Origin of the sequence: Aureimonas altamirensis (assembly GCF_001463885.1) — a bacterium.
Classification (GTDB): domain Bacteria; phylum Pseudomonadota; class Alphaproteobacteria; order Rhizobiales; family Rhizobiaceae; genus Aureimonas; species Aureimonas altamirensis.
In genome coordinates this window covers 276579-298613 of sequence record NZ_BBWQ01000018.1, presented here as the reverse complement: position 1 = coordinate 298613, position 22035 = coordinate 276579, and the positions used below count along the sequence as shown (strand labels likewise).

Annotated in this window: 18 protein-coding genes; 15 read left to right on the top strand and 3 right to left on the bottom strand. The window is 65.0% G+C overall.

From position 1 onward, the window contains the following. The first annotated feature begins 123 nt into the window (after positions 1-123). The gene (locus AUL31_RS14210; RefSeq protein ID WP_060607818.1) at positions 124-1335 is read left to right on the top strand and encodes an ROK family protein; all 1212 of its coding nucleotides are present in this window, start codon (positions 124-126) and stop codon (positions 1333-1335) included. Between the two features lie 11 nt (positions 1336-1346). Here AUL31_RS14210 and AUL31_RS14205 read toward each other — a convergent pair whose 3' ends face one another. The 3 genes from AUL31_RS14205 to AUL31_RS14195 all read right to left on the bottom strand — a co-directional run bounded on the left by AUL31_RS14205 (position 1347) and on the right by AUL31_RS14195 (position 5053). Continuing rightward, positions 1347-2840, bottom strand: coding sequence for a sensor histidine kinase (locus AUL31_RS14205; RefSeq protein ID WP_060607815.1), 1494 nt, complete (start codon positions 2838-2840; stop codon positions 1347-1349). A 75-nt stretch (positions 2841-2915) separates the two neighbouring features. After that, entirely contained in the window at positions 2916-3929 is a 1014-nt protein-coding gene (locus AUL31_RS14200; RefSeq protein ID WP_060607812.1) for a Gfo/Idh/MocA family protein, read from the bottom strand. A 26-nt stretch (positions 3930-3955) separates the two neighbouring features. Further along, complete coding sequence (locus AUL31_RS14195; protein ID WP_060607802.1) at positions 3956-5053, bottom strand: Gfo/Idh/MocA family protein; 1098 nt, start codon at positions 5051-5053, stop codon at positions 3956-3958. Between the two features lie 100 nt (positions 5054-5153). On the opposite strand from AUL31_RS14195, the gene AUL31_RS14190 reads away from it, so the two are divergent. From AUL31_RS14190 to AUL31_RS14125, 14 genes are all read left to right on the top strand, one after another. After that, on the top strand, positions 5154-5987 hold the full coding sequence (locus AUL31_RS14190; RefSeq protein ID WP_060608152.1) for a MurR/RpiR family transcriptional regulator: 834 nt from the start codon (positions 5154-5156) through the stop codon (positions 5985-5987). Between the two features lie 168 nt (positions 5988-6155). Beyond that, positions 6156-7097: a sugar ABC transporter substrate-binding protein gene (locus AUL31_RS14185; protein ID WP_409359973.1), complete on the top strand. Its 942-nt coding sequence runs from the start codon at positions 6156-6158 to the stop codon at positions 7095-7097. Continuing rightward, the gene (locus AUL31_RS14180) at positions 7097-8188 is read left to right on the top strand and encodes an ABC transporter permease (protein ID WP_060607796.1); all 1092 of its coding nucleotides are present in this window, start codon (positions 7097-7099) and stop codon (positions 8186-8188) included. The genes AUL31_RS14185 and AUL31_RS14180 overlap by 1 nt, the downstream gene beginning before the upstream one ends. Next, positions 8188-8976, top strand: coding sequence for an ATP-binding cassette domain-containing protein (locus AUL31_RS14175; protein ID WP_060607793.1), 789 nt, complete (start codon positions 8188-8190; stop codon positions 8974-8976). Before AUL31_RS14180 ends, AUL31_RS14175 begins: the two co-directional genes overlap by 1 nt. 4 nt (positions 8977-8980) lie before the next feature. Continuing rightward, positions 8981-10891, top strand: a complete 1911-nt coding sequence (locus AUL31_RS14170) for a bifunctional 5-dehydro-2-deoxygluconokinase/5-dehydro-2-deoxyphosphogluconate aldolase (protein WP_060607789.1) — start codon at positions 8981-8983, stop codon at positions 10889-10891. Next, a complete protein-coding gene (gene iolD / locus AUL31_RS14165; RefSeq protein WP_143190221.1) occupies positions 10888-12741 on the top strand; it encodes a 3D-(3,5/4)-trihydroxycyclohexane-1,2-dione acylhydrolase (decyclizing) in 1854 nt (617 codons plus the stop codon). The genes AUL31_RS14170 and iolD overlap by 4 nt, the downstream gene beginning before the upstream one ends. Positions 12742-12760: 19 nt before the next feature. Continuing rightward, on the top strand, positions 12761-13666 hold the full coding sequence (gene iolE, locus AUL31_RS14160) for a myo-inosose-2 dehydratase (protein WP_060607786.1): 906 nt from the start codon (positions 12761-12763) through the stop codon (positions 13664-13666). 28 nt (positions 13667-13694) lie between these two features. Continuing rightward, the gene (iolB, locus tag AUL31_RS14155) at positions 13695-14501 is read left to right on the top strand and encodes a 5-deoxy-glucuronate isomerase (protein WP_060607784.1); all 807 of its coding nucleotides are present in this window, start codon (positions 13695-13697) and stop codon (positions 14499-14501) included. Between the two features lie 157 nt (positions 14502-14658). Continuing rightward, positions 14659-15120: a GNAT family N-acetyltransferase gene (locus tag AUL31_RS14150; protein WP_060608144.1), complete on the top strand. Its 462-nt coding sequence runs from the start codon at positions 14659-14661 to the stop codon at positions 15118-15120. 316 nt (positions 15121-15436) lie between these two features. Then, on the top strand, positions 15437-17029 hold the full coding sequence (locus AUL31_RS14145; protein ID WP_060607781.1) for an ABC transporter substrate-binding protein: 1593 nt from the start codon (positions 15437-15439) through the stop codon (positions 17027-17029). Positions 17030-17039: 10 nt separating this feature from the next. Further along, positions 17040-17981, top strand: coding sequence for an ABC transporter permease (locus AUL31_RS14140; RefSeq protein WP_060607778.1), 942 nt, complete (start codon positions 17040-17042; stop codon positions 17979-17981). Beyond that, entirely contained in the window at positions 17981-18862 is an 882-nt protein-coding gene (locus AUL31_RS14135) for an ABC transporter permease (RefSeq protein ID WP_244489413.1), read from the top strand. The genes AUL31_RS14140 and AUL31_RS14135 overlap by 1 nt, the downstream gene beginning before the upstream one ends. 3 nt (positions 18863-18865) lie before the next feature. Next, positions 18866-20530, top strand: a complete 1665-nt coding sequence (locus AUL31_RS14130; protein ID WP_060607775.1) for a dipeptide ABC transporter ATP-binding protein — start codon at positions 18866-18868, stop codon at positions 20528-20530. Beyond that, positions 20527-22023: a M81 family metallopeptidase gene (locus tag AUL31_RS14125; RefSeq protein WP_060607770.1), complete on the top strand. Its 1497-nt coding sequence runs from the start codon at positions 20527-20529 to the stop codon at positions 22021-22023. The genes AUL31_RS14130 and AUL31_RS14125 overlap by 4 nt, the downstream gene beginning before the upstream one ends. Positions 22024-22035: the final 12 nt, after the last annotated feature.

Sequence of the window (22035 nt, the reverse complement as noted above, 5' to 3'; positions counted from 1 at the left end):
AGTTTCCCAGCTCGTCACGCCTTTTTTCCACGGCGCGGAAAAAAGCTGACAGACTATTCCGCCTGTGTCAACTTGCGCTTAAGCACCGTCGAGAGTGCAGGGGATCGAAGGGGGGAGAGCCGCATGTTGCCGAAGGCTGATTCGGAGGCCGTCAGGCGTCAGAACCGGCGCATCGCGCTGGAGCATGTGCGGCGATGGCAGCGCTCTACCCGCCGCCGGCTGTCGCAGGAGACCGGGCTGTCCATGTCCGGCGCGGCGGCCATCGCCACCGATCTCGTCCGCGAAGGCTTGTTGAAGGAAAGTCTTGCGGTCCAGCAGGGCGCACGCCGGGGCCGGCCCGAGATCGAGCTGTCCGTCGATGGCGGCGCGGCGCGTATCGCTGCGATCAAGATCGCCGTCGGCGAGGTTTCGGTATCGGTGGCCGACTATGCGGGTTGCGTCCTTGCCACGCGCCACGTGTCGGTCGACTTGATGCCCATGGACGGGGACGGGCTCGTGGATGTCGTCGCCGGGCTGGCGGCGGCGGCCATCGCCGAGACGGCGGGGGGGCCTCTGAAGCTGGTCGTCGTTGCGGTGCAGGGCGTTTCGGATGCCGAAAGCCGGCGTCTTCTATGGTCGCCCATCGTCGGCACCCGCGACATAGACCTGGGTGGGCCGCTGCGGGACCGCCTTGGCGCTCCCGTCGTGGTGATGAACGACTGCGGGCTCATGCCCGAGCGTTTCCGCTGGTCCAGCGACGGCGCCATGCGCGACTTCGCGACGCTGTTTATCGGCTTCGGCGTCGGCATGGGGCTGCGCCTCGGCGGCACGACGTTTCGCGGCTCCCATTCCTCGGCGGTCGAGTTCGGCCACATGAACCATGTCCCGGGCGGCGCGCCGTGCCGCTGCGGCAATGCGGGATGTATCGAGGCCTATGCCGGCGACTATGCCATCCTGCGGGCGGCGAGGGGCGAAGACGCCGGGAAGGGGCTTTCGCGCCGTGTCAGCGACAGCGAGATGCAGGAGCTGGCAGACGCAGCCCGTGCGGGAGACGCGCGTGCACGCGCCGCATTCGAGCGTGCCGGCGAGGCGCTGGGCTATGGCCTTGGCCGCCTGTTTACGCTGATCGATCCGTTGCCCGTCGCCTTTGTGGGCTCAGGCGCGCATGCGATGGACCTGATCGAGCCGTCCATCCGGCAGGCGATTGCGCTGAGCGCCATCGAGGGCGTCGGCGCCGACATCCCGTTTCTGGTTTTTCCCGATGTCGACGCCATCGTGCTGGAGGCGTCCATCGCCTTCGGCCTTGCCGCCGTGGACGACCGGCACGCGGTGCCCGGCGCTCTAGAGACGGCCTGACGCAAGGCGGCCTACATGTCGCCGATCCGCTCCAGAGGTGCGGTCAGCTCGGCGACGAGGCCTTCGGGCCGGAAATCCATTTCCGCGTGGCCACTGCCCATCAGCCCCATCTCGATCAGGCGGGAGCCGAAGCCGCGCCGTGTGCGGGCAAAGACGCCGGGGCCGCCCTTTTCGGTCCAGCGGAAAACGAACGTGTCTACGTCGTTCCGCACTTCCGTCCACCAGCGGATTTCCACCGTGCCGTCGCTGTTGGACAGGGCTCCGTATTTCAGCGCATTGGTTCCGAGTTCATGAAGCAGCAGCGACATCGACAAGGCAACGCGCGCGCCCAGATGCAGCGGCGGTCCGTCTATGTCCAGCCGGTCCACCGCCTCGATGCTGGCAAGGGCCGCGCCGACGACATCGGCCACGGGCGCGCCGGACCAATTCTGTTGCAGCAGCACGTTATGCGCGGACGCCAGCGCGTGCAGCCGCTGCATGAACACATCGACCGCGGGTTCGTCCGCCAATCCCTTCAGCGTCCGCGAGGCGATCGCCTGCACCATGGCCAGCGTGTTTTTCAGCCGGTGGCTGAGCTCCTGGTTCAGCACATCCTGCTGCCGCCGTGCATTGGCGCGGCTGATCGAGGCCTGCGTCCTGTCGCCGACCTGCCGGATGAAATCCAGATCCTCGCTCGATAGCTCGCGCGCGTCCGGAAAATGGGCGAAGACGACAAGTTCCAGGACGCCATGCTCGCGGATCGGAACATTGACGAGAGCGCTGATGCCGATGGCCTTCAGCGCCTTGGCGGAGGCGCCGGTGCGAGGATCTTTCGCAACGTCCCCTATGATGACGGTCTGTCCCGCCTTCAGATCTTCGATGAAGGATCCATAGTCGCGGAAACGGTGCATGCCCATGACGGGCGCAACGCCTTCGGCGCACCAGTTGGGATGCATCAGCACGGTTTCACGCGCAGCGTCGACGGTGCCGAACCCCGCGCGCGATGCGCCGATCACACGGGCTACGATCTCGGCTGCCGCCTGGGCGATCGCCGGGACATCTTCCAGGTCGCGGATCCGGTCTCCAAGTTCGATCACCGCAGCCTGCCGCCTGACCTGAAGAACGCGGGCGGTGACATCGAAGCCTTCGACGAAGATGCCCTCAACCTTGCCGTTTTCGTCGACCATCGGCTGAAAGACGAAGTCGAGGTACAGATCGAGGATCGGGCCGTCCGGATTGCGCTGCTGACGGAAGCGGGAGCCCGATGTGCGGTAGGGAAGGCCGCTCTCGTAGACGCGGTCGAGAATGTCGACATAGCCCTGCGCCGCCGCGTCGGGCAGGGCATCCGCCACGCTCAGCCCGATGATGGGCCGGTCGCCCACGATATCGAGATAGGCCGGATTGGCAATCTCGAAGACATGCTCCGGCCCCCGCAGCAACGCCATGAAGCTCGGCGCCCTGTCGAACATGAAGCCAAGGCGCTCCAGCGCTTCAAGCCGCCTGCGTCCGGCATCGTCGAATTGCATTGGCAAGGAACTATCCAAACGAAGTGTGGGCGGGCGTCCTCTCTCCTAATGAGTCTCCGATGCCCTGTCGAGCCACTACGACCGGTAGAAGTCCGGAGCCTCGACCGCATCGATCGCCACGATCTGTCCCGTTCTCTTGGCTTCCACGCAGGCATCCGATGTCACGGCGGCGAAGTAGCCGTCCCATGCCGTCGGGCCTGTCACGCGGCCCTGGCGCGTGGCATCCACCCATTCCTGCAATTCGACGTCGTAGGAGTCGATGAAGCGCAGCTTCCAGTCCATCATGATGGCGCTGGAGGCCATCGAGGCCTGCCGCATCGGCACGGCGGGCGGCTCCGGCAGGCTGGCGGCGCCGTCCTCGCCAACCACCTGGCACTGGATGTCGTAGCCGAACTGGCAGTTCACGAATATTTCCGTATCGATGACGATGCCGGACCGCGTCTTGAGGATGACGAGGTACGGATCTTCGAGGTCCGGGCCCGCATGCCGGCTTTTGCGCCCCTTGATCACCTGCGCCGACACATAATCGTTACCCACCAGCCAGCGCAGCACGTCGATCTCGTGGATGAACGTATCGGTGATGCCCATGTCGCCGGTATAGTGCGCCGGTACGGTCGGGTTGCGGTGGGCGCAATGCAGCATCAGGGGTGCGCCGATGCGCCCGGTGGAGACGATCTCCTTCAGCATGCGGTAGCCGGCATCGTAGCGGCGCATGAAGCCCACCTGCACCAGCGGACGACCGGCGGCAACCTCTGCTTCCACGATGCGAAGACAGGCCTCTGCCGTCGTCGCCAGCGGCTTTTCGCAGAAGACGGGCTTGCCCGCGGCAATGGCCGCAAGCACGAATTCCTCGTGGCTCGGTCCCCAGGAGGCAACCACCACGGCCTTCACCGCCGGATCGGCTATGAGGGCCTGTCCGCTGTCGTGCAGCCTTGCTTCCGGACACAGGGCTGCCCCGGCAGCCCGTGCGCTGTCGCGGTCCATGTCGTTCAACGCAACGATGCGTGACCCGGCAAGCTTGCCGTGCAGCCGTGCGATGTGTTCCCGGCCGATGGCGCCGGTTCCGATAACGCCGATATCAAGTGTCATTGTTTCGATCCGAGTTCGATGCGGTTTCAAACGGCAACCCAGGCGCGCTCGGAATGCGAGCGCGCCATGGCGTGGACGGTATCCTCGATGGCCAGCCCCATATCGAAATCGACGATGCGGGCGGGTTTGCCTTCGATGGCGGCCATCACCTCATGCGCCTCGACGACCTTCAGGTCGTTGAAGCCCAGCCCGTGGCCGGGCGCCGGTACGAACCGGTCGTAAGGCGGGTGGATGGGGCCGGACAGGATGGTGCGAAAACCCTGCGTGGCCTCTGGCCCATCGCGGGTGAAGAGCTGAAACTCGTTCATGCGCTCCTGATCGTAGAGCATCGTCCCGCGCGATCCGAAAAGCTGTATGGCGATGCGTCCCTTGCGGCCCCATGCCGCCCGGTTGGCCACCAGCAGTCCCGACGCCCCGCCGGCCAGTTGCAGCAGGCTCGTCGCGATCTCGTGCGTTTCCACGGGCCGGTTCGAACGGCTGGCATAGGGGCGCGACTGATATGTCATCACCGCCGATACCGGCCCGGCCAGCCGCCACAAAAGCGACAGCGGATGCACGGCGAAATCGTCCAGCGCGCCATAGCCCGAATGCGCCTCGTTCTTGTAGGCGAAGGGGGCCTCCGCATCGGCCATGAAGTCTTCGTCCATCTCCAGCCGGACATGGTTGATCGCGCCGATGACGCCGCCCTCGACAAGGGCCTCCATCTGGCGGATCGCCGGGTTCTGGATGTAGTTGTAGCCAAGCGCCGCCACGCGGCCCGTTGCGGCGGCGGCGTCGCGCATCGCCTTGGCGTCGGCGCGGGTGGTGGCCATCGGCTTTTCGCACCAGACGTGCTTTCCCGCCTCGAGCGCCGCGATGGCGATGGCGGCGTGCAGCGGATTGGGCGCGGCGATGGAGATCACGTCCACCTCCGGATCGTCGATCAAGGCGCGCCAATCGCCGCTGGCCTTGGCGAAGCCGAGTTCCGCCGCCTTCTGATGTGCCAGGTCCGAGTCGGCCTCCGCCACATGCACCAGACGGGGACGCAGCGTTTCCGAGAAAGTTGCGGCCACCGCGTTCCATGCCAGCGCGTGGCATTTGCCCATGAATCCTGTACCGACAAGGCCAATGCCGAGCGTGGACATTCTGCTGCTCCTCCCCGCGACGCAAAATAGAAGTGGTCTATCACTTTCGCAACGGTTTGGAACGTGTATTCTTTCCGTGTTGCATTTTGGAATGGAGTTCATGGCCGAAGACGATGCTTCACCGCCGCGCAATTTCGCGGAACTGAAAGAGCGCCTCTCGGGCGGGCAGGTTCGGCTGCCGAAACGTCTGCGCCAGGTTGCCGGCTTCGTGATGTCGCGTCCCGACGATGTGGCGCTGGGCACCACGGCGCGGATCGCGGAGGAGGCCGGCGTCCAGCCCTCGGCGCTGGTGCGCTTCGGCCAGGCCCTTGGCTTCGCCGGCTTCACCGACATGCAGGCGCTGTTTCGCGAAAGGCTTCGCAACCACGTTTCCAATTACGACGAGCGCATGCTGGCGCTGCGCACCGGCGAGCTTGCGAAATCGGGTGCCGGCTCCGTACTGGATGGGCTTTGCACCGCCGCCGGCAAATCCGTGTCCGGCCTGCACGAGCGTACCGACCTCGACCTGTTGGACAAAGCGGCCAATCTGCTGGCCAAGGCGCAGACCATCTACCTTATCGGCCAACGCCGGTCGTTTCCGGTCACCTCTTACATGAGCTACGCGCTCGGCAATCTCGGGGTGCGCAATACGCTGGTCGGATCGGCCATGGGCACCGACCCGGAGACGATCTCGTTTGCCGGGCCGGGCGATGCTGCCATTGCGGTTTCGTTTACGCCCTATGCGCCGGCAACGGTGGAATGGGGCCGCAACCTCGCCAAGGCGGGCGTGCCTCTCGTCGCCATAACCGATAGTCCTTTCAGCCCCTTATGTGCCGATGCGGATATCTGGCTGGAAGTCGTCGAAGGCGACTTTCGCGGCTTTCGCTCGCTGGCGGCCACGATGACGCTCGCCTTGACGCTCGTGGTCACCCTGGCTGACCGTCGCGGCGGGTAACAAAAGGTTTTTCTGTTCCATTTTTATAAAAATGAAATGCTTGTATTGATTTCATAGCAGGGCGTGATACTGATTCCGGACGTGCCGCAAGCGAGCTGCAAAAGCCGCAGGCAGTTATTAGCGGGCCGAAACGGCTGCGCATTCGGGAGGAATGTCATGAAACGCTTCATCAAGGCGCTCGTCGTCGGCGCCGCCATGGCGGGCGCACTGGCCGCTACCGGCCAGGCGAGCAGGGCGCAGGACGCCGTCCAGATCATCGCAGTGACGCATGGGCAGGCGTCCGATCCGTTCTGGTCCATCGTCAAGAACGGCATGACGCAGGCCGCGGAAGACATGGGCGTCTCGGTCGACTATCGCGCCCCGGAAACCTTCGACATGGTGCAGATGGCGCAGCTGATCGAAGCCGCCGTCAACCAGAACCCGGCCGGTATCGTCGTTTCCAACCCCGATCCGGACGCGCTCGGCCCCGCCATAGAGCGCGCGGTGGCGGCCGGCATCCCCGTCATTTCCATGAATTCGGGCATCGCGGCGGTTCAGCAGCTCGGCATCCGCCTGCATGTCGGACAGGAAGAAGCGGCTGCGGGGCAGGCCGTCGGAGCGCGCTTCGAAGAGATGGGCCTGAAGAACGTTCTGTGCGTCAACCATGAAGTCGGCAACGCGGCGCTGGACCAGCGTTGCGCCGGTGTCACGGATGGGCTCGCCGGCGGCAAGGTCACCGTCCTGCCCACTACCACCGACCCGGCCGAGACGGAGGCAAAGATCCAGGCCGCGCTGTCCAGCGACCCGTCCGTCGACGCCATCGTCGGCCTGTCGGCGCCGCTGGTGGGCGAGCCCGCCGTTGCCGTCACCGAACGGCTGGGCCTGACCGGCAAGGTGCATGTCGCGACCTTCGACATGTCCCCGGGGTTCCTGCAGGCCATCGCCGACGGCAAAGCCGATTTCGCGGTGGATCAGCAGCCCTATCTGCAAGGCTATCTGCCGGTCTCCTTCCTGGCGCTCAACGCGCGCTACGGCACCATACCGGCCGGTAACGTGGCCTCCGGCCCGAGCTTCGTCACCAAGGATACGGCTTCCGAAGTGATCGAAAACGCAGCCAAGGGCATCCGCTGATGTTCGACGAAGACGAGCGTCTCAAGCGCACCTCCTTCGCCACGGCGCTTCTGCGCCGCCCCGAACTTGGCGCGGTCGCGGGCCTCGTGCTTGTGACGATCTTCTTCGTGCTCTACGCCAACCCGGCCATGTTCACGCTTGCCGGCGTCATGAACTTCATGGCTCCGGCGGCGCAACTGGGCATCCTCGCCATCGGTGCGGCGCTGTTGATGATCGGAGGAGAGTTCGACCTTTCCATCGGCTCGATGGTGGCTTTTGCCGGGCTGGTCTTCGGTGCGGCGCTCGTCGTCTGGGAGCTGCCGCTGCCGCTGGCCATACTGGTGGCCTTCGGCTTCGCCATTCTGGTCGGCAGCGTCAATGCGCAGATCGTGCTGCGTACGGGCCTGCCGTCCTTCATCGTCACATTGGCATTCCTGTTCATCCTGCGCGGGCTGACGCTGGTCGGTCTCAAATGGGCCAGCGGCGGCTCCACCCAGTTGCGCGGCATGCGCGAGGCGGCGTCTGGCAGCGTGCTGGCGCCCATCTTCTCGGGCGATGCCTTCGGCGGGCTTTTCCAGTGGCTGGCGGCACGTGGCGCAATCGCTGCCTTTCCCAACGGGCAGCCGACCGTACCGGGTGTACCGGTTGAAATTCTGTGGTTCGTGCTGTTCGCCATTCTTGCGACATGGCTTCTGCTGCGCACCCCGTTCGGCAACTGGATCTTCGCATCCGGGGGCGATCCGCGCGCCGCGCGCAAGGTTGGCGTGCCGGTGGACCGGGTCAAGACGATCCTCTTCATCATCACCGCTTCCTGCGCCACGCTGGTCGCCATCCTGACGGTGCTGGATGCCGGCTCCACGGATGCGCGTCGCGGCTTCCAGAAAGAGTTCGAGGCCATCATCGCAGCGGTCATCGGCGGGTGCCTGCTGACCGGCGGCTATGGCTCGGCGATCGGCGCCTTCTTCGGCTCGATTGTCTTCGGCATGGTCCTGATCGGGCTGACCTATACGAGCATCGACCAGGATTGGTACCTGGTCTTCCTGGGTGGCATGCTGCTTCTGGCTGTCGTGTTCAACAACGTCATCCGCAAGCGCGTTACGGGGGAGCGGTGATGTCCTCGGCTACGACGCCACTGATCGAGGTTCGAAACCTCGTCAAGCATTACGGCTCCGTCATCGCGCTCAACGGCGTGTCCATGCATGTCAGCGCCGGCGAGGTGCTGTGCCTGCTGGGCGACAACGGGGCCGGCAAATCGACACTCATCAACACGCTGGCCGGGGTGCACCGCCCCACCAGCGGAGATTTCCTGATCGACGGCAAGCCACGCATCTTCACCAGCCCGCGCGATGCGCTGGAGGCCGGAGTTGCGACCGTCTATCAGGATCTGGCGATGATCCCGCTGATGTCGGTGACGCGCAATTTCTTCATGGGGCAGGAGCCGACAAAGGGCTTTGGACCGTTCCGCCGCATCGACCTCAAGACGGCCGACGACATCACCCGCACGCAGATGAAGCGCATCGGCATCGACGTGCGCGAGCCGCAACAGGCCGTCGGCACGCTTTCCGGCGGCGAACGGCAATGCGTGGCCATCGCCCGCGCCGTGCATTTCGGCGCCAAGGTGCTGATCCTCGACGAGCCCACCTCGGCGCTCGGCGTGGCACAGACGTCGATGGTGCTGAAATATATCGGGCAGGTGCGCGCCGCCGGACTGGGTGTCATCTTCATTACCCACAACACCCGCCATGCCATGGCGGTGGGCGACAGGTTCACCGTGTTGAACCGCGGCAAGACGCTGGGCACCTTCGCCAAGGGCGGCATCACGACCGAGGAGCTGCAGAACCTGATGGCAGGCGGCAAGGAGCTTCAATCCCTATCCGAAGAACTTGGCGGAACGGTCTGAAGTCATGAACAGATCGCTAGACGTCATCACCATCGGCCGCTCCAGCGTCGATCTATATGGCGCCCAGGTCGGCGGCCGCCTGGAGGACATGGGCTCGTTCCGGAAGTATATCGGCGGCAGCCCCACCAACATTGCGTGTGGCGCGGCGCGGCTGGGCCTCAGGAGCGCCGTCATAACCCGTGTCGGCAACGAGCATATGGGCCGCTTCATCATCGAGCAGCTTGCGCGGGAAGGGGTCGATACACGGGGTGTCATCACCGATGCGCAACGGCTGACGGCCCTGGTGCTGCTGGGCATCCGCGACGAGGATTCGTTTCCGCTGATCTTCTATCGCGAAAACTGTGCCGACATGGCGCTCGGCGAAGACGATATCGACGCGGATTTCATCGCGCAGGCACGCGCCGTGGTAGCCACCGGCACGCATCTTTCCAACCCGAAGACGGAAGCCGCCGTCCTGAAGGCGCTGGACATCGCCCGCACAAGCGGCGCACGGACAGCTCTCGATATCGATTATCGACCAAATCTCTGGGGCGTTGCCACCCATGGCGACGGGGAAAGCCGCTTTGTGGAAAGCGCGCGCGTCACGCGCAAGCTGCAATCGACGCTGCATCTCTTCGACCTGATCGTCGGCACGGAAGAGGAATTCCATATTGCCGGCGGAACAACCGATACGCTTGCGGCGCTGCGCGCCGTGCGCGCGGCAACCGAAGCGACACTAATCTGCAAGCGCGGCGCAAGCGGCGCGGTCGCCATCACCGGCGCAATTCCGGACAGCCTGGATCTGGCGCAATCCGGGCCCGGCTTTCCCATCGAGGTCTTCAACGTATTGGGGGCTGGCGACGGCTTCTTCGCCGGCCTGCTGCTGGGCTGGCTCGGCGATGAATCATGGCCGCGCACTCTGGAATACGCCAATGCCTGCGGCGCCTTCGCCGTGTCGCGGCACGGCTGCACGCCGGCCTATCCCAGCCGGGGCGAGCTGGACTTCTTCCTGCGGCGCGGCGTCGTCAGGCCGGACTTGCGCAACGACGCGGAGCTGGAACAGCTTCACTGGTCCACCAACCGGGCGGGCGAATGGCCGACCCTCAGGGTTTTCGCCTTCGACCATCGTATCCAGCTCGAAGACATGGACGGCTATACCGTGGCCAGGGGCGGCGCCTTCAAGCGGCTCTGCCTTGCAGCCGCCCAGCGGGTTGCCCATGGCGGGGCCGGATACGGCATTCTGTGCGACGATCGGATCGGCCGGCAGGCATTGCAGGCGGCTTCAGGCACCGGGCTGTGGGTCGGCCGCCCTTGCGAGTGGCCAGGCTCTCGCCCCCTGACGCTGGAGCCCGAGCTGGGCCCCGATTGCGGCGGGCTGGAAGAGTGGCCACGCGCCCAGGTGGCCAAGGTGCTGTGCTTCTGCCATCCGGACGATACGGCAGAGATGCGTGCCACGCAGGAGGAAACGGTCACCCGCCTGTTTACCGCCGCGCGGCGCAACGGGCTGGAATTTCTGCTGGAGATCATCCCATCCAAGGTCGGCCCCGTCGACGAGGATACCAATGCGCGGCTGATAGAGCGCTTCTACCAGATCGGCGTCTTTCCCGATTGGTGGAAGCTGGAACCCCTGCAATCCCCATTGGCATGGGAGCGGGCGATTGCCGCCATCGAGCGGCACGACGCAAATACGCGCGGCATCCTCGTGCTTGGGCTGGATGCGCCGGAGGAAGAGCTTGTCGCCTCGTTCAGGGCGGCAGCATCCTTTCCGCTCGTGCGGGGATTTGCCGTCGGCCGGACGATTTTCGCAGATGCTGCCCGCGCCTGGTTGAAGGGCGCGATGAGCGATGAGGCGGCCATCGATGCGATGGCCGAACGATATGGCCGCCTGTGCGGGCTATGGGACGAGGCCCGCTCGGGCCGGCGCGAGGTTGCATGAGCGAGATTGGAAACACGATCCGCCTGACGGCGGCGCAAGCCATGGTGCGGTGGCTGGCCGCCCAGCGCAACGAAGACGGCGCGCGCTTCATCGCCGGTGTCTGGGCCATCTTCGGGCACGGCAATGTCGCGGGCCTCGGCGAGGCACTGGAAGGTGCGGGCGATAGCCTGCCGACCTGGCGCGGCCAGAACGAGCAGACCATGGCGCATGCAGCCATCGCCTACGCCAAGGCGAAAGCCCGCCGACAGGCAATGTGCGTGACATCGTCCATCGGCCCCGGGGCAACCAACATGGTCACGGCCGCCGCGCTGGCCCACGTGAACCGTCTGCCGCTGCTGCTGGTGCCGGGCGACGTCTTCGCCAACCGCCGGCCAGACCCGGTCCTCCAGCAGGTCGAGGATTTTACCGACGGCACGGTCAGCGCCAATGACTGTTTCCGGCCGGTGAGCCGCTATTTCGACAGGATCGCCCGGCCCGAGCAGCTTCTGACGGCCTTGCCCCGCGCCATGCGGGTGATGACCGATCCCGCCGAATGCGGCCCGGTTACGCTGGCCTTCTGCCAGGATGTCCAGGTAGAGGCGTATGACTGGCCGGCATCTTTTTTCGAGGAGCGGGTCTGGCGCATCCGCCGGCCCGAGCCGGATGCCGGCGAGCTTGCCGAGATCGCATCGCTGGTGCGCAGCGCACGCGCGCCCGTCATCGTCTGCGGTGGCGGCGTCATCTATTCCGGTGCGCAAGCGGCTCTGTCGCAGTTTGCCGAACGGCATGGCATTCCCGTTGTGGAAACACAGGCCGGTAAGTCCGCGCTGCCGCAGGCCCACGAGCTTAATTTCGGCGCGGCGGGCGTGGACGGCGCGGCCAGCGCCAACCAGCTATGCGAAGCTGCCGATCTCGTCATCGGCGTCGGCACCCGCTTCCAGGATTTCACCACCGGCTCGTGGACCCTGTTCCAGGCGCCGGGACGCCGCCTGGTGTCACTCAACGTGCAGCCCTACGATGCTGCCAAACACGGCGCCGTGTCGCTTGTCGCGGATGCCAGGGTAGGGCTGGAACGGCTCTCCGCCGCCCTTGGCGACCACCGGTCCAACTGGTTCGACCCGGCCCGGCGCAGCGCGTGGCTGGCGCAGGTGGATGCGCATTGCGCCGCGCCCGACGGCGCGAGCGTCAACAGCCTGCCCACCGATGCCCAGGTGATCGGCGCGGTGCAGCGGGCGTCAGGCCCGCAGACGACGGTGCTGTGCGCCGCCGGCACCATGCCGGGTGCGCTCAAGCTGCTCTGGCAGGCATCGGCGGGCGGCTATCACATGGAATACGGCTATTCCTGCATGGGCTACGAGCTGGCCGGCGCGCTGGGCACCAGGATGGCCATGCCGGACAGGGAGATCGTCTGCTTCACGGGCGACGGCTCCTACATGATGGCCAATTCGGAACTGGCGACCGCCGTGATGATGCGGGTGCCCTTTACCGTCGTCCTGACGGACAATCGCGGGTTCGGATGCATCAACCGCCTGCAGGCCGCTTCCGGCGGCGAGCCGTTCAACAATCTCTACCGCGATTGCCAGGGCATGGCCGAACCGGAGATCGATTTCGTTGCGCATGCGGCCTCGATGGGCGCGCACGCCGAAAAGGTGGATGGCATCGCGGCGCTGGAGGCGGCGGTGCGCGCGGCGCGCGGGCGTGACCGCCCCAGCGTGATCGTCATCGACACAGATCCCGCGCCGGGCCCGGGCGAGGCCGGCGGCGGCCATTGGTGGGATGTCGCCGTGCCGGAAGCGCCGCGCAGCGCGAAGGGCGAGGCGGCCCTTGCGTCCTACGGCGACAACCGCGCGCGACAGAACCTCGTCGACTAGACCATCCGGAGCATGACGCATGATCCTCTACGGCACCAACCCCATCGCATGGTCCAACGATGACGACCATTCCATCGGCGCGCATCTGACGCTGGAAGACTGTCTGTCCGATTGCCGGCGCATCGGCTTCGACGGCATAGAGCGCGGCCACAAGATGCCCGCCGGCGGTGCCGACGTCAGGGCGGTGCTCGGCGGATACGGACTCCGCTTTGCCGGCGGGTGGCACTCGACCAACCTGCTCGTCAACGACATCGACACCGAGAAGGCCGCGTTGCAGGCTTTCATCGATTTCGTAAAGGCGGCTGGCGGAGACCGCATCAATGCCTGCGAATGCTCCAACACGGTGCATGGGCGGGACGATATCGCGGTCAACGACAGGCCGATCCTGAACGACGCCGAGTGGGAGCGCTTTTCGGCCGGATACGAGGCGCTCTCGGAATTTGCCGCCGGGCAGGGCGTCCTGATGGCCTATCACCATCATATGGGCACCATCGTCGAATCCGCAGATGACATTCACCGCTTCATGGAGATGGCGGGCCCGTATACGCGTCTTCTGCTGGATACGGGCCATTGCACCTTCGGCGGCGCCGACCCAGCAGACATCGCGGCGCGCTACATGGACCGCGTCACGCACATCCACGCCAAGAATGTGCGCCGCCCCATCATGGAAAAGGTGCGAGCAGAAGGCTTGAGCTTCCTGGAAGGCGTTCGTCAGGGTGCCTTCACCGTGCCGGGCGATGCGGAAGGCTGCGTCGACTTCCAGCCCGTTCTGGAGATCGCCGCGCGGCACGGCTATCAAGGCTGGCTGGTGATCGAGGCGGAGCAGGACAGCCTGGTGCGCGATCCCTTCACCTACCAGGATATGGGGCTGCGCTCCTTGCGGGCCATGGCTTGCGAAGCCGGCCTGGACACAGCCTCCGCCTGATCGAGTTTCGTCAAGGAATTACAATACGATGGCGACCCTTCTTAACAAGCCGTTCGGCACGCATGGCAAGGTCCACCAGATCACGCCGGCTTCTGCCGGCTGGCGTTATGTCGGCTTTTCCCTGTACCGGCTGCGGGCCGGCGAGCTGGTCTCCGAAGCGACCGGCGGCAACGAAGCCATCCTTGTCATGGTAGAGGGCAAGGCCGCGTTCAACGCGGCTGGCCGGGATTGGGGCGTGCTTGGCAACCGCATGGACGTGTTCGAACGCACGCCGCCGCATTGCCTTTACGTGCCGAACGGGCATGAGTGGCAGGCCCGTGCCGAAACGGATTGCACGCTGGCGGTCTGCCTTGCACCGGGGCATGGCGGCCACGAGGCGCGCCGCATCGGGCCGAACGGCATTACGCTGACCGAGCGCGGCAAAGGGACGAATACGCGCTATATCAACAACATAGCGATGGAGGCCGACGATTGGTGCGACAGCCTCCTGGTGACGGAGGTGTTCACGCCGGCCGGCCATTGGTCGAGCTATCCCAGCCACCGCCACGACGAAGACGATTACCCGCGCATCACCTATCTGGAAGAGACTTACTATCACCGGCTGTCGCCATCCAATGGCTTCGGGCTGCAGCGTGTCTATACCGACGATCGCACGCTGGACGAGACGATGGCCGTCGCAGATGGCGACGTTGTTCTGGTGCCGCGCGGGAACCATCCATGCGCCGCGCCGTATGGCGTCGACATGTACTATCTGAACGTCATGGCAGGGCCGCTGCGCAAATGGCGTTTCGTGGCCGATCCGGACCTCGAATGGATCATGAAGCGCGACGCGTGAGACTTGTCAGCCGATCCAGCCCATTGCCGCGCATAAATAGCCAACCCATTTTGGTTCCATAATCTATCTTATGCCATTTTGGTACTGTGCCGTTGCCACGGTGTATCGTTCCATGCCACTTGCCCCACACGATATGCTCTCGCCCGGACAGAATGCCATGCTCGATATCAAGATCGACGACCTGACACATGAGCAGACGCGCTGCCTCCTCGCTTTGCATCTTGCCGGCATGCACGCGGAGTCCCCGCCGGAAGCTGTCTTTGCGCTGGATCTTTCCGGGTTGCAGTCACCGGACGTCACCGTGTGGACAGCATGGTCGGCAGACCGCGTAGCCGCCATCGGCGCATTGAAACTGCTTGGCAGCGGCATGGCCGAAGTCAAATCGATGCGCACGCATCCCGACTTTCTGCGCATGGGCGCCGCCGCGGCAATTCTGGATACGATCATCCAGACGGCGAAATCCAGTGGCGTGCGTCGATTGAGCCTCGAAACCGGCATGGGCCCCGCGTTCGAGCCGGCCATCGCGCTGTATCGCCGGCGCGGTTTCGTCGATGGCGGCCCCTTTGGCGCCTATACGGAAAACGGCTTCAGCCGCTTCATGCATCTCGATCTGGCCTGAGGACGCTCGTCCGTCGGCCTGACGCGCCGACTGGTCGCGCAAAGTTGATCGACGATCGCGGCGCCTGACGCGGCAGCCACGCCATGATGCCTCCAGAACACGCAACGCTCGTCTCAGGCAATTGTGCCCAAGCGCGACTGCGCGCTTTTCTATTGAGCGCCGGGACCCGAATTTTGCATATAATTTGAGCTTCAACCCGGGTTGACTACCATTTCAGCAATAGTGAGGATTACCTTGCGATGCGAAATAATCGTATCGCACAGCGATATCCTATTCTTCAAAGTACGGTCTTGCCGCCGTCGAGCAGGAGTTTTGAATGAACTTCTCCAGTCATCGCGTTTCGAGGGTTCTGGGCCTGGCGCTGGGCGCAAGTATTGCGACGATCGCTTTGCCGGCGACAGTCGGCGCGCAGGAAGTGCGTGCCGTCATGCATTCGGCGATCCGGGTGCTGGATCCGATCATCACCACGGCGCACATCACGCGCAACCATGGCTACATGATCTACGACACATTGCTTGGCATGGATTCGTCGTACCAGCCGCGTCCGCAGATGGCCGACTGGACCGTGTCCGACGATGGCCTCGTCTACCGCTTTACCCTGCGTGAGGGCCTGACCTTCCACGACGGCGCACCCGTCACGGCAGCCGATTGCGTGGCATCGCTGCGCCGCTGGGCAGAGCGCGATGCCGGCGGCCAGATGATGATGGAGCATGCGGCAAGCCTTGAAGCAGAGGGTGACGACACCATCGTCCTGACACTGGAGCAGCCGTTTACCTATGTCGCCGAACTACTGGCCAAGCCGTCCTCCGTGCCGGCCTTCATCATGCCCGAGCGGATCGCCAATACGCCGTCTACAGAGGCGATCGGCGAGCATATAGGGTCTGGCCCCTTCCGCTTCGTGGCCGACGCTTTCCAGCCGGGCGTGCAGGCCGTGTACGAGAAATTCGCCGAATATCGGCCACGCGATGAGCCGCCAAGCTGGACCGCCGGCGGCAAGACGGTCAATGTCGATCGTGTGGTCTGGGTGGCGATGCCCGATGCCCAGACGGCGATCAGCGCGCTGATGGGCGGTGAGATCGACTTCATGGAAGCCGTACCGACCGACCTTCTCCCGATCCTGGAAACAAATCCCGAGCTGACAGTCGGCGTGATCAACGAACTCGGCTCGCAGACCATGGGCCGGATGAATTTCCTGTACCCGCCCTTCGACAAGCCTGAAATTCGCCGGGCCGCCCAGAAGGCGCTCAGCCAGGAAGCGACGCTTGCCGCACTGATCGGCAATCCGGAATACTATTCCATCTGCGGCTCCTTCTACGGTTGCTCGTCCCCGTTGGCATCCGAGCCGGACCCCGCCTTTGTCGCTTCCGGAAACGCAGAGGAAGCCAAGGCCATGCTGGAGGCCGCAGGCTATGACGGAACGCCCGTCGTGATTTTGCAGCCGACCGATGTCGTGACGACGTCCGCCCAGCCGGTCGTCGCGGCCCAGTCTCTGCGCGCCGCCGGCTTCAATGTGGATATGCAGCCGATGGACTGGCAGACGGTGGTCACCCGCCGGGCCAGCCAGGAGCCGCCCGCAAGCGGCGGATGGAATATGTTCTTCACCAACTGGGTGATCCCGGAGGTCTGGAACCCGGTCGTTAACCCGATGCTGGGTGGCGGAGGCCGCGAAACGGGTTGGTTCGGCTGGCCGGGCGATCCCAAACTCGACGACATGCGCCGGGCCTTCGCTTCGGCGAGTTCCGATGACGAGCGCAAGGAGATCGCCACGCAGTTGCAGAACTATGCGCTCGAGAACGTCACCTACGTCCCACTTGGCGAATATCGAAGCCCCAGCGCCTGGACGGCCTCCGTCAACGAGGTGATCCGCTCTCCCATTCCCGTCTTCTGGGGCATGACCAAGAGCCAGTAGGAGCCTCAGCATGATGGCTTATGTCTCCCGCCGGCTTCTGGCAGCGATCCCCGTTCTTCTGGTCGTAGCCGTCTTCGTGTTCTCGCTGCTGCGCTTTTCGGGCGGCGATCCGGCGGCCATCATCGCCGGTGATATGGCAACGCCTGAACAGCTAGCTGCAATCCGGGCCCAACTGGGCCTGGACCAGCCCCTGCCCGTTCAGTTCGCCACCTGGACCGGGCAACTGCTGACGGGAGATTTCGGGACATCGCTCATCTCGCGTACGCCCGTCACCACCCTGATCGGCCAAAGGCTGGAGCCGACACTGTCTCTGGCGCTGGTGGCGATCGTCATCACGGTCCTGATCGCCGTGCCGCTGGGCGTGCTGGCAGCCTGGCGTCAAGGCGGTATCATCGACAATGTCGTCTCCGCCGCAACCGTGCTCGGGTTCTCCGTGCCGGTCTTCGTCGTCGGCTATGTGCTGATCCAGATATTCTCGAACGAGCTTCGCTGGTTTCCCGTGCAGGGGTTCAAGCCGATCTCGCAGGGCCTGGGGCCTTTCTTGTCGACCACCATCCTGCCCGCTCTGACCCTGTCTTCCATCTATATCGCGCTGATTGCGCGCATGACGCGGGCCTCCATGCTGGACGTCCTGAACGAAGATTACGTGCGGACCGCGCGTGCCAAGGGCCTTTCCGAGCGCCTCGTTCTCTTCCGGCATGCGCTGCGCAACGCCGCGGTGCCTATCCTGACCGTCATCGGCACCGGTTTCGCATTGATGATCTCCGGTGTCGTCGTGACCGAAAGCGTCTTCAACCTGCCTGGCCTGGGGCGGCTGACGGTGGATGCCATCCTGGCACGTGACTACCCGGTCATCCAGGCGCTCATCCTCCTGACCAGCCTCGTCTATGTGGCCATCAATCTGCTGATCGACCTGTCCTATGCCGTGCTGGACCCGAGGATCCGTTACTGATGAGCCTTGCGATGAAGACAAGCGGCGCGACCGGGGCCTCCGGGCGCGGCCTTTCGCTCCGCAAGGTGGGCCGGGCAATTGCGCCGGTGCTGGCCGGGCTTATCCTGGCAACCGTGATCCTGGCGGCCTTGCTGGCCCCGTGGATCGCTCCGCACGACCCCATCGCCATGTCGCCCATGGACCGGCTCAAGCCACCCAGTGCCGACTTTATCCTCGGTACGGATGCCTATGGACGGGACCTCTTCTCGCGCATCCTCTACGGTGCGCGAACCTCGCTCGTGGTCGGCGCCGGGGTTGCCGTCGCCGCACTGCTGATCGGCCTGCCGCTCGGCATCCTGGCGGGCTTCTTCCGGCCGGTCGATGCCGTACTGATGCGCCTCATGGACGGGCTCATGGCCATACCGGGCATCCTTCTGGCCATTGCCATCGTGGCGCTCGGTGGGTCGTCCATCCAGACGGTTCTCATCGCCATCACCATTCCCGAGATCCCGCGGGTGGTGCGGCTGGTGCGATCGGTGGTTCTGACCACGCGTGAGGAGCCCTATGTCGAAGCGGCCATCGCCCTCGGCACCAGCCTGCCGCGCATCATGTGGCGACACCTGATGCCGAGCACCTTCGCGCCGCTCATCATCCAGGGAACGTACATCGCCGCATCGGCGATCCTGACAGAGGCGATCCTGTCCTTCCTGGGGGCCGGGATCGGGACTGAAACCCCGTCCTGGGGCAATGTGATGGCCGAGGGCCGGTTGTACTTCCAGCTCAAGCCATCCCTGATCCTGTGGCCGGGTCTTGTCCTGTCCCTGTGCATCCTGTCGATCAACATTCTGGGCGACAAGGTTCGGGATCTGCTCGATCCACGCCAGAAACTCCGGGGAGCTTGACCCATGACGCGTTCGAGCGATCCAGTCCTGTCCATCCGCAACCTCGATGTGCGCACCACGGCAGATGTGCCCAAGACCATCCTGCGCGGCGTCGACCTGGACATAGCGCCCGGCGAAACCCTCTGCGTCGTCGGCGAAAGCGGTTCGGGAAAGTCCGTGACGTCCCTTGCCGTCATGGGGCTTCTGCCGCCCCGGAGCCTGGCCCTGCACGGTGGCTCGATCCGGCTGCTCGGGGAAGAGATCGCGCATGCCGGTGCGGCACGGCTGCGCAGCCTGCGCGCGACACGGATGGCGATGATCTTCCAGGAGCCGATGACAGCGCTCAATCCGGTCATTGCCGTCGGTCCGCAGATTGAGGAAGTGCTGAAGGCGCATTCCGATCTGGGTGCGGCAGCGCGCCGGGCGCGCGTCCGGGAGATGATGGAAAAGGTCCATCTGCCCGACGTCGACCGGGTCTATGGCGCCTTCCCGCATCAACTCTCCGGAGGACAGCGCCAGAGGATCATGATCGCCATGGCGCTGATCATGCAGCCGCAGCTTCTGATCGCCGACGAGCCGACAACGGCCCTCGACGTAACGACGCAGCGCCAGATCCTTTCGCTTATCGACGAGCTGCGGCGCGAGCAGGGAACGGCCGTTCTCTTCATCACGCACGATATGGGCGTGGTTGCCGACATTGCCGACCGCGTGGTCGTCATGCGCGCCGGTGCACCCGTCGAAACCGGGCCCGTCATGCAGATCCTGGAGCAGCCGCAGGCCGATTACACGCGTGAACTGCTGCGGGCGGTCCCTGCCCTAGCACCGCGTCCGGCACGTCCGGAGCGCGATCCGCAAGTCGTTCTCGAGGCGATCGATCTGACGAAGCGCTACGCCGAGAAGCGCATGTTCAGACCGGCCCGCGTCACGGTCGCGGCCGAGGAAGTGAGCTTCCGCCTGAAGCGGGGCCGAACCCTCGGCATCGTGGGCGAAAGCGGCTCGGGGAAATCCACCGTCGCCCGCTGCGTCATGCGCCTTGTCGATCCCACGTCGGGAAGCGTCCGCGTCAACGGCCATGACATATCCGAACTCGGCCGGTCGGCGCTGCGCCCGCATCGCCGACGCATCCAGATGGTGTTCCAGGACCCGAACCGGTCGCTCAATCCGCGTATCCCCGTCATCGACAGCATCATCGAGGGGCCCTTGAACTTCGGTGTGCCAAAGGCGGACGCAGTAAAACGGGCTTACGAACTTCTGGAGCTCGTCGGGCTTCCATCCGACGCGGGGAAGCGCCATCCCCATGAATTCTCGGGCGGGCAGCGCCAGCGCATCGCCATTGCCCGGGCTTTGGCCATGGACCCAGAAATCATCGTCGCCGACGAGGCCGTATCGGCGCTCGACGTGTCCGTCCAGGCGCAGGTCCTCAAGCTTCTCTCCGACATCCAGGAAAGGCTTGGCGTCGCCATCTTGTTCATCACCCACGACTTGCGGGTGGCTGCGCAGATCTGCGACGATATCGTCGTCATGCGCAAGGGATGCATCGTCGAGGAGGGTGCCGCAGGATCGGTCCTGTCCCAACCCACTCAGGCGTATACACGCGCCTTGTTCGAGGCGGCGCCGGGGCGTCACTGGGACTTTCCCAACTTCCGCCCGCTTACAGCCATGCCAGCCTCAGGAGCAGCTTCCGCATGACCGCTGACCGCATTGCCATTGCCGGATTTCTGCACGAAACCAATACATTCGCTCCGACCAGGGCAAGTCTGGATGCCTTCCGCAAGGGCGGCGGCTGGCCCGCACTTTCGCTGGGCGAAGAGGTTCTCGACGCCGTCAGAGACACCAATGTCGGGGCATGCGGCTTCATCGAGGCAGCGCGCGAGCGTGGCTGGGAAACCGTGCCGCTCATCTGGTGCGCGGCGAGCCCGTCTGCGCAGGTTACCCGTGAGGCGTTCGAATGGATCGCTCAGGAGTTGCTGCAACGCCTTCAGCAGGCTTTGCCGGTCGACGCCGTCTATCTGGACCTGCATGGGGCGATGGTGGCGGACCATCTCGACGACGGCGAAGGCGAAATCCTGGCCCGCGTGCGCTCGCTTGTCGGGCCCGAGGTGCCGATCGTGGCGAGCCTCGACCTGCATGGCAACGTCACGCAGCGGATGGTCAGCGAAAGCGATGCGCTCGTCGCCTTCAGAACCTATCCGCATGTGGACATGGCCGACACCGGACGACGCGCCGCGACGCTGGTTGCGGATCTTCTGGCCGGACAGCGCTTTACGAAGGCGTTTCGTCAGTGCCCCTTCCTCATTCCCATCGCCTGGCAGGGAACCGGTTTCGAGCCGTGCCGGACGCTTTACCGCGATCTAGCAGCGCTGGAAGGCAGCGGCGTCGCTTCGGTATCCTTCCTGCCTGGCTTCCCGGCAGCGGACTTTGCCGATTGCGGACCAAGTGTCGTCGCCTATGGGACGAACGCGACAAAGGTTGCACACGCCGCCGATACGATGGCCGAGGCGGTGATGGCGGCGGAGCCGATGTTTGCAGGCCGTGCATTCGAGCCGCAGGACGCGGTGGCCGAGGCGCTGCGCCTCAGCGCCGCGCAGAGCGGCCCGGTGGTGATCGCCGACACGCAGGACAATCCGGGCGCGGGCGGCAACTCCGATACGACCGGCATGTTGCGGGCGCTCGTCGCCGCCAATGCCCAGCATGCGGCGATCGGGCTGATCGTCGACGCGGACGCCGCGTCCGCCGCCCATTCGGCAGGGGTCGGCGAGACGGTCGATCTGACGCTCGGCGGACGGTCCGGCATTCCCGGCGACGCGCCCTTCAGCGGCCGGTTTGAAGTGGAAGCCCTGTCCGATGGGCGGTTGATCGCTCCCGGACCGTTCTACGGGGGTGCCCGGCTTCGGCTTGGCCCGTCCGCGTGCTTGAGGATCGGCGGCGTTCGCGTCATCGTCGCATCGTCCAAGACGCAACTGGCCGACCGGGAGATGTTCAGGTTCCTTGGCGTCGTGCCCGAAGAGCAGCGCGTTCTGGTTGTCAAATCGTCGGTTCACTTCCGCGCCGATTTCGAGCCGATCGCCGCTGCAATCCTTGTTGCCACGGCGCCTGGGCCGATGCCGCTCGATCCGGCTAGTCTGCCCTTCCGCCGCCTTCGGGATGGGCTTCGCCTGTCGCCTCGCGCGGTCGCCTCTTAAACTCAACGTCAG